We start from the raw sequence: 8,250 nt of genomic DNA on the forward strand, positions 1-8,250 counted from the left end.
GGAAGAAACCTACTCCATGGTCACTGCGAACCGTTTCTGGTCGCAAATCTTCGGCATCGCTTTCTCCAACAAACGTTGGTTACACTTCTTCATGCTCTTTGTCCCCGTGACTGGTTTATGGATGAGTGCTGTGGGTGTGGTTGGATTAGCGCTTAATCTACGGGCCTATGACTTCGTTTCTCAGGAATTGAGAGCGGCGGAAGACCCGGAATTTGAAACCTTCTACACTAAAAATATTCTGCTTAACGAAGGTCTGAGAGCTTGGATGGCTCCCCAAGACCAACCCCACGAAAACTTTATCTTCCCTGAGGAGGTTCTCCCGCGTGGTAACGCTCTCTAATATCCCTACCGCTACCGGTCGTGACCAAAGTTCCACCGGCTTCGCTTGGTGGTCTGGTAACGCTCGTCTCATCAACCTCTCCGGTAAACTGCTCGGCGCTCACGTCGCCCACGCCGGTTTAATCGTTTTCTGGGCCGGGGCAATGACCCTGTTTGAAACCGCCCACTTTATCCCCGAAAAACCGATGTACGAACAGGGTTTAATCCTGCTTCCCCACTTAGCTACCCTCGGTTTTGGGGTCGGTCCGGGTGGTGAAGTAGTCGATACCTTCCCCTACTTCGTCGCTGGTGTTCTGCACTTAATTTCTTCGGCTGTACTCGGTTTTGGTGGTATCTACCACGCTATCCGCGGACCGGAAACCCTAGAGGAATACTCTAATTTCTTCGGTTACGACTGGAAAGACAAAAACCAAATGACCAACATCATCGGTTATCACCTGATTCTCTTGGGTGGTGGTGCGCTATTGTTGGTATTTAAAGCCATGTTCTTTGGCGGTGTCTATGATACCTGGGCCCCTGGTGGCGGTGATGTCCGCATCATCACCAATCCTACCCTCAACCCCGCAGTTATCTTTGGTTATCTGACCAAAGCTCCTTTCGGTGGCGAAGGCTGGATTATCAGCGTCAACAACATGGAAGATATCATCGGCGGTCACATCTGGATTGGCTTAATCTGTATCGCTGGCGGTATCTGGCACATTCTCACCAAACCTTTTGCTTGGGCGCGTCGCGCTTTCATCTGGTCTGGAGAAGCCTATCTGTCCTACAGCTTGGGCGCTCTTTCCATGATGGGCTTTATCGCCGCCGTTTACGTTTGGTTTAACAACACCGCCTATCCCAGTGAATTCTACGGTCCGACCGGTATGGAAGCTTCCCAAGCTCAAGCTTTCACCTTCTTGGTGCGTGACCAACGCTTAGGTGCTAACGTCGCTTCTGCCCAAGGCCCCACCGGTCTAGGTAAATACCTGATGCGCTCTCCCACTGGCGAAATCATCTTCGGTGGTGAAACCATGCGTTTCTGGGATTTCCGCGGTCCCTGGTTAGAACCCCTCCGTGGTCCTAACGGTTTAGACCTCGACAAAATCAGAAATGACGTACAACCCTGGCAAGTCCGCCGCGCGGCTGAATACATGACCCACGCTCCTTTAGGTTCCTTGAACTCTGTAGGTGGCGTTATCACTGACGTTAACTCGTTTAACTATGTGTCTCCTCGCGCTTGGTTGGCCACCTCTCACTTCACCCTCGCCTTCTTCTTCCTCATTGGACACCTCTGGCACGCTGGACGCGCTCGCGCCGCCGCCGCCGGTTTCGAGAAAGGAATTGACCGCGAGACTGAACCCGCATTGGCAATGCCCGACCTCGACTAATTTCCCTTAGTTCGATGGCAGCGGCTCCCGTCTAGTTGGCGGGAGCCTTTTTGTTGTTAATATCAGACATTGACACTAAATCCGTTGAGTATAGGCTAGTTATGAGGACAGGCAAAAGGCAACAGGCAATAGGCAATAGGGGGAATAAATAATCAGTTTTTAATAATCAGGAGAGGCAATAGGCAAGAGGCAATGGGCAATAGGGGGAATAAATAATCAGTTTTTAATAACCGGATTTAGTATGAGGAGAGGCAAGAGGCAATGGGCAAAACGGGAAATCAATAATCAGTTTTTAATAACCAGATTTAGTATCAGACTAAATCCGTTCCCTGATAGCTGTCTCCTGACTCCTGACTCCTGACTCCTAACCCCACCAACAAACTTTTTGCCGCAAACCCTACTTATCAGACGCCGCTAAAATACTCTCTAAAGCCGATAATAATCGTTGATTTTCTGCCGGTAAACGGACAGCTACCCGAAAATAATTGCTGCCCAATTCGGGGAAACTGAGACAATCGCGGATGAAAATTCGATGATATTTTAATAAAGCTTCCTGTAGGGGTAAACAGGAAGATTGAGATTGTACTAAGAGGAAATTAGCGGCACTGGTTTGGGGCTGTAATTGCGGAAAATTAGCTAATCCCTGCCATAAATCCTTGCGGGCTGCCGTTAACCAATCCCAAGTTTGTTGTTGAAAATCCCTATCTTCAATTCCCGCAATAGCGGCAACCACGGCCAAATTATTCACCGACCAAGGATCGCGCCATCTTTGCCATTGTAACAGGCGATCGGGATGGGCGAGGACGTATCCTAGACGTAAACCGGGGAGACTGTAAAATTTAGTTAGGGAACGCACAATCACGAGATTGGGATATTCCGGCAACAGAGATATTAAACTCTCCTGTTGTTGTGGGGGTAAAAAATCCATAAAAGCTTCATCCACTACCACCAAACCAAATTGCGATAGATAGGGACGAATGGCCGCCACCGTCCAGAGTTTCCCTGTGGGATTGTGGGGATTATTGAGTAATAAGCCTTGTTTTTCGGGATTAACCGGCTTTAAAGTGGTTAAATCTAGGGAATGTTTGCAGATGTTTCCACCAAAACTTTTTAAAGCCCGTTCGTAATCGTTAAAAGCGGGTGCTAGTACATAAACACTATCAAATGCTGCTAATTCCCGACCGGCCCAGGTTAATAACTCGGCCGCACCATTGCCGGGGAGAATCCAATCCGGCCCGATATCATGCCATTGAGCGAGGGCAGAACGCAACTGCCAATACCCTGGGTCAGGATAACGAGTCAGACTGGTTAAATGGCTTTTAATAGCGGTTAGGGCGCTTTCTGGCGGACCGAGGGGGTTGATACTGGCAGAAAAATCGAGAATAGAGGAAACCGGACAGCCGGCAATGGCGGCCGCCCAGTCAAGATTACCACCATGTTTAGGTCTAGGCAAAAGACTTACAGCGAACGCTTTGCGCTCGCTACGCGAGAACGAAACTCAACAGTAATTATTCCTTATCCGGGGCTACTCTGTCTTTAAACAGTTTACCGGCCGAGAAAGCCGGGACGCGAGTGGCCGGAATCTCCATCTTATCGCCGGTTTTCGGGTTGCGTCCTTCCCTGGCCTGACGTTCCCGGGCCTCGAAGGAACCGAATCCTACTAGGGTTACTTTGTCCCCCTCAGAAACCGCTTCGATAATGGTTTCGATGGCGGCAGTGAGAACAGCATCTGCTTGTTTTTTGGTGACAGAGGCTTTGAGAGCGATTTGATCGATTAATTCACCTTTATTCATGCGCTAACTCCTTTTTTTGCGGTTTTTCTGAGTTTAGGGTGGTTGTCAGTAGTTTATGGTTCCCCTGTTGAGGACTCGCCAGGATCGAGATCACTAAATAATGCCTCAAATCCTCATTGGCTATATATTCCACTGCATTATTCTAAGCGGGAATTGTCTCGATCGGGATCGCTGAAACCTTTAATTTATCTAGATTTCCTCTCGATTCCCCGCCACGGGGAGACACAAAAGAGAATAAGCGAGAGATTAAGAGCGATATAAGCTAATAAAAAGAGATTAGCTGGCTAAATTGCCGATAAATATTCTCTAAAAGCGATAGGTATCCTAACTTCCCAAAAATCGTTCATCGGTTCTCTCAAAGATTTTTGACTAATTTTGCCCCTAGAAACGTTAAAAAAGTTTACCAAAGCAATTTCTGCCCAAAAATTAAGTTCGGGACCAGGAGATATTGGCTAGAATTGGAACTTATGATCGTTAAAAATATTCAAAAAAGCAGGATTTAACTGGAAAGTTTGCTATCATTATCTATTCAGCGACAAACTCGCATGGTGATTTACTGCTATCCCCTAGCCGATCTAGGTCAAAGCTTAAGACGTTCTTTTATTGTGACTTTTTTGGCAGTAATCGCCATTCTTGGCGGTCTGATTCCCGAATTTTCTTGGACGACGGAGGTGGTTAGTTTTCAGTCTTCCGCTTATACTCAAGATTTTACGGCTGACCAAATCAAACGTTATGCCAAAGCAGTTTTGTCGATCGAAACCCAAAGAAAACAAGCTTATCAGGAAATTTCGCGAATTTTACGGAAAAGTCCCCCGGCAATTACCTGTAACCAACGGGAAAGCTTTAATAATCTTCCAGCTGATGCCCAAAGAATTGCCGTAGATTATTGTAATAACTCAAAAAAGATTGTCAAAGATAATGGCTTCACCGCAGCTCAATTTAACGCCATTACTAACCGGATTCGTACCGATGATAACTTGAGACGACGGGTGCAAAATGAGATGATTCGTCTGCAACGGGAGAATAAATAGAAAAAGTTCCTCAGTTTTTCGGGTCAAGCTGGAGTCAGGGCTACAATTAAGAATGTTTTTTCCCATTGACCACTACCATGTTAACTTTTACCGAGCGCTTACCCCCCCGTCATACCGCTAGTCCACCTCCCCCAGAAACGGTGGTTTTTAGCCTCCTACTTACGGCCGAAGAACGCACCCGCAGCCGTTATCGTCTCGACAGTCCCGAAGGTTTTTCCCTCTGTTTTCGTTTACCCCGCGGCACCATTCTACAGGATCGCGATTTCCTGCGGGGGGAAAACGGAGAAATTGTTCAAATTATCGCTAAACCCGAACCAGTTATCACCATTACCGCCCCTTCAACCGATTTACTCCTCAAAGCGGCCTATCACCTCGGTAATCGTCATGTAGCCCTAGAAATTAACCCTGATTATCTGCGTCTGGCCCCCGATTCTGTCCTACAAGCAATGTTAGAAGGTTTGGGATTAACTGTAACTGAAGAAATCGCCCCCTTTAACCCCGAAATCGGCGCTTATCAGCATTATCATGACCTGGAAGAGGCAAAAAAGGGATAGTTAGCTAATCTTGCCCAATGCTCTTTCTGATTTAGAGTAAGCAAAAATCAAACTCGGTTTCGACTTACCTCTTTTCCTACCATAAATTGTAGTTTTTGGGCATTATCTTAACAAAATTTAACTGACAAGAAAACAGTAACTTTTTAACAGCCTCTACGGGATATTTTCTTAATCAAGAGGCTCTCATTCTGCTAGTTTCTAGAATTTTAATCGGCCTCGGTGAATTGATTAATCATCAAAGTAAAAATCGAACTACGAGGAATGAATAACCATGGTACTTTCAGAACTAGCACCAACGGCTGTAACCTCTGTCCTGTCTGATTTATCCACACCCACTGAGGTTAAAAAATCCCCTGCTCAAAACAATGATCTAATCTATTTTTGTGAACTAGATTCTAGTAACAAACTGAATCATTGAACCGCAAGAAGTTTATACAACTCTCGACGGACGAATTTATCTTAGTCAAAAATGTTAGGATTTTTCAACTATTATCTATATTTTCCGTCAGCCAATTTTTAAAGTTTCTGATGGCTTCACTTCTCCCCAGTTGTTGACTTTGCTTAACAGATTGATTAATTAATTCAATAATCGGTATCTGAGGAAAATTGGGACTGTTTAAAGACTCAATATATTCTCCTTCTTGTAATAAATTAATCTGTAGGCCACTTTGAGTATAACGCCACAGTTCGGGAACACCTAACTGTCGATAATTATCTAAATAGGTACGGGAAGTAATATCAATTTCTAGGACTAAATCGGGGGGGGGATCACTTTCTAAATTAAGTCTGTTTTTGCCAATAACGGCCTGATAGTTTTTAATATAAAAACAGGCATCAGGTTCAACTGCTTGATTCATCCGCTCGTTTTTAAATGTTGTTGATCCTAACGGTTCAAAATCAATATTGAGTGCTTCTAACAAAAACTGAACCATATAACTAATGATTTCTTTATCTTTTTCATGTTCGGGTAAAGGTACCATAATTTCTAATATTCCGTTACTGTAGGATAACCGAGAAGCACGACTTTCTCCTAATTCTGATAATATTGTCTCAAATTTTTGCCAGTTAAGCTCTTTTAAAAGTAACTGTTGACCGGGATTGACGATAATTTGTTCTAAGGCTAATTGCATGGCTTTAGCTGAAAATGTTGATTTCTTAGTTTAATTATACCCTTACTCATAGGATTTCAACAAAAATTAGGTTCTTCCGAACTTACCATGTAAAATTAACTAGCAAAATGCCAATTTAATAAACATCTAAGACTAAAGTTTTTAAAGTTTCTAAATCCATAGCCTCTCCTTTTAATCACCTTCAGTTTATTGTTAATTCCTTCCCCTATTCCCTGGGTTGTTCGGTTATCAAAATAGGCAGTTATTTCGTCAATCTACCGCCGAATTGTCTGGCAGCTTTTAGGAAAGTAAGCCATCGCCTTTTTTATCCAATCGCTCAAGGCAAATAATCCCTCATTCCCCTCCGTATTTTTCTGAAATACTTCTCTAAATTCCTCTTTTAATTTGTGTATTTCCCCAAGTTTTGGAGACACTTTATATACTTCTTCCAATTTTTTCTTTTCTTTCTCTACTAAGTCTCCTTCATTCTTTAACAAGGCATATTTGCTCTTGGCTATTCCTGCTAAGATATTTTCTTTATTTTTCTTATTTTTATCTTGGCTGCCTCTCTTTTTACCTCCTTTCTGGCTTCATCTAGCTCGTTATTTACTTGTTTCATTACATGGAATCTATCTCCTACTATTTGAGCTTGAGGCATTAGTTTTTCTGCCACATTTTTATACCCTATCCACAGGTCTATACTTACTTCCTCTATTTGGCTCAAAACCTCTTCTACCCAGTGTTTCAGATATTCTGTTAATGCTTCTTCTATTCTTTTTTCCACTAAGCCTACAATTTTCCCTGGGTCTATATTTACTAACACAGCATAGTAATTTCTTTTTACCTTTATCATGGCTATTTAATCTATTCCTGGTTTTTTTAGAACCTGAGGTTTTGCGGTTATTAAGTCTTCTCCTAAGTCTTTGAGCATCGTTTCTATTTCTCGTTCGCTTACTCCATTTCTTTCTGCCGTATTTTTGAGATCACTATTCAGGAATTCGGTCACTATTTTTTTTCTAAATCTGTCTATGTAGGTTCTTTTCTTCGGCAAATAATTTAGTTCTTCTGTGAATTTTTTCCCACATTTCTCCAATCTCATCTGACGACGATTGATTCTCAGATATAATGCCTGTTCTCCAAAGGGTAAATCTCGGATTGTTAATTCATTGTTTTAATGAACTTTTTCCGTTTTACTTCCACAATGAATGCACTGGCTTTCTCTTGACATATTTTCTAAATGTAAAACAATTGCCATATCGGTAATAATTTGATAATTGGTAACTACAACTTCTTCTAGGTGAAGTAGCTCGGTCATTAACTTTAATTGTGGATTTGATGGCATAAGTATAGCTTGTGTCTAAAATTTCTGGTCTTGGCCGTCTATATTTTAACCAATAAATTGCTGTATTGCAAGCATAGTGAACTTTTAAAGATAAATTATTGTTTTATTGGTTAGCAATAATTGTCTGTTTTTTATTTAATTTTACATGACAAGTTCGGAAGAGCCTTAGATTTATTCAGCCAACCCTAGTTAAAAAAGAAAGGAGTAGGTTGCCATATCTAGTCCCTTGAGAACGGAATTCGGTATCGGTCAAAGTTTCTAGAAAAGCCCTAGGGATAGCTTGAGTATTTATACTTATTGCAATCTAGGTATGCTTCCCCTAAGATATAGTTGATCGGTAATCGTGCCGAACTAATTACCGAAAATTTGGGTTTAAAACCCCTTGAATGATGTTTTTATTGTATTCAGGAAGTTGAAAAAATGAAGACCAAATCGATCATAAGCTTACTATCTCTTAGCATTATAGGAATGTCAATCTATGCGGGTCAAGCTAATAGTAGTGATTATCGAGCTTTGACCCCTGAAGAAACATCACGGTTGACTGATGCTTTGCTAAAACAGGGTTGTAGGAATCCTAAAGCGATGAAATTTGATGTTGAGACTAACCTATTTGAAGCAGAAGATGCTGTGTGTGAGGGAGGAAGAAAGTATGATATTTACCTTGATAGAAACTTTAGGATTGTTTCAATGAAACCAGACTAAAAGATCGGGAGCA

Annotated in this window: 7 protein-coding genes and 2 pseudogenes; 5 read left to right on the top strand and 4 right to left on the bottom strand. The window is 42.5% G+C overall.

What is annotated here, in order from left to right; genetic code table 11:
- Together IM477_RS17465 and psbC are read left to right on the top strand one after the other, a co-directional pair.
- Nucleotides 1-340, top strand: a pseudogene (locus tag IM477_RS17465) (photosystem II D2 protein (photosystem q(a) protein)); the annotation flags it as partial.
- Nucleotides 324-1,706, top strand: a complete 1,383-nt coding sequence (gene psbC, locus IM477_RS17470) for a photosystem II reaction center protein CP43 (RefSeq protein ID WP_287732830.1) — start codon at nt 324-326, stop codon at nt 1,704-1,706. The pseudogene IM477_RS17465 and the gene psbC, both read left to right, overlap by 17 nt.
- Nucleotides 1,707-2,103: 397 nt before the next feature.
- On the opposite strand, the gene cobD is transcribed toward psbC, so the two are convergent.
- Both cobD and hbs read right to left on the bottom strand, forming a co-directional pair.
- The gene (cobD, locus tag IM477_RS17475) at nt 2,104-3,159 is read right to left on the bottom strand and encodes a threonine-phosphate decarboxylase CobD (protein WP_287732831.1); all 1,056 of its coding nucleotides are present in this window, start codon (nt 3,157-3,159) and stop codon (nt 2,104-2,106) included.
- A gap of 55 nt (nt 3,160-3,214) precedes the next feature.
- Nucleotides 3,215-3,499, bottom strand: a complete 285-nt coding sequence (gene hbs / locus IM477_RS17480) for a non-specific DNA-binding protein Hbs (protein WP_002759570.1) — start codon at nt 3,497-3,499, stop codon at nt 3,215-3,217.
- Between the two features lie 545 nt (nt 3,500-4,044).
- Between hbs and IM477_RS17485 the strand changes: the two genes are divergently transcribed.
- Nucleotides 4,045-4,530 (top strand): DUF4168 domain-containing protein, encoded by a 486-nt coding sequence (locus IM477_RS17485; RefSeq protein ID WP_287675457.1) that lies wholly within the window; start codon nt 4,045-4,047, stop codon nt 4,528-4,530.
- Nucleotides 4,531-4,607: 77 nt separating this feature from the next.
- Nucleotides 4,608-5,084, top strand: coding sequence for an urease accessory protein UreE (ureE, locus tag IM477_RS17490; RefSeq protein ID WP_002747017.1), 477 nt, complete (start codon nt 4,608-4,610; stop codon nt 5,082-5,084).
- A 482-nt stretch (nt 5,085-5,566) separates the two neighbouring features.
- Here ureE and IM477_RS17495 read toward each other — a convergent pair whose 3' ends face one another.
- Both IM477_RS17495 and IM477_RS23445 read right to left on the bottom strand, forming a co-directional pair.
- Entirely contained in the window at nt 5,567-6,214 is a 648-nt protein-coding gene (locus tag IM477_RS17495) for a Uma2 family endonuclease (protein ID WP_287732832.1), read from the bottom strand.
- A 95-nt stretch (nt 6,215-6,309) separates the two neighbouring features.
- Nucleotides 6,310-7,535: pseudogene (locus IM477_RS23445) on the bottom strand (ISL3 family transposase).
- Nucleotides 7,536-7,955: 420 nt separating this feature from the next.
- Here IM477_RS23445 and IM477_RS17515 point away from each other — a divergent pair.
- Nucleotides 7,956-8,237 carry a hypothetical protein gene (locus tag IM477_RS17515; RefSeq protein ID WP_287732834.1) on the top strand — a complete coding sequence of 94 codons (282 nt, stop codon included), beginning with the start codon at nt 7,956-7,958 and terminating at the stop codon, nt 8,235-8,237.
- Nucleotides 8,238-8,250 lie beyond the last annotated feature (13 nt).

The organism is Microcystis sp. M090S1, from assembly GCF_020246295.1.
Classification (GTDB): Bacteria; Cyanobacteriota; Cyanobacteriia; order Cyanobacteriales; family Microcystaceae; genus Microcystis; species Microcystis aeruginosa.

Excerpts from the sequence above, each read along its gene's own strand:
- hbs (WP_002759570.1), bottom strand. The coding sequence starts at position 3,499 with ATGAATAAAGGTGAATTAATCGATCAAATCGCTCTCAAAGCCTCTGTC.
- IM477_RS17485 (WP_287675457.1), top strand. The coding sequence starts at position 4,045 with ATGGTGATTTACTGCTATCCCCTAGCCGATCTAGGTCAAAGCTTAAGA.
- ureE (WP_002747017.1), top strand. The coding sequence starts at position 4,608 with ATGTTAACTTTTACCGAGCGCTTACCCCCCCGTCATACCGCTAGTCCA.
- IM477_RS17495 (WP_287732832.1), bottom strand. The coding sequence starts at position 6,214 with ATGCAATTAGCCTTAGAACAAATTATCGTCAATCCCGGTCAACAGTTA.
- IM477_RS17515 (WP_287732834.1), top strand. The coding sequence starts at position 7,956 with ATGAAGACCAAATCGATCATAAGCTTACTATCTCTTAGCATTATAGGA.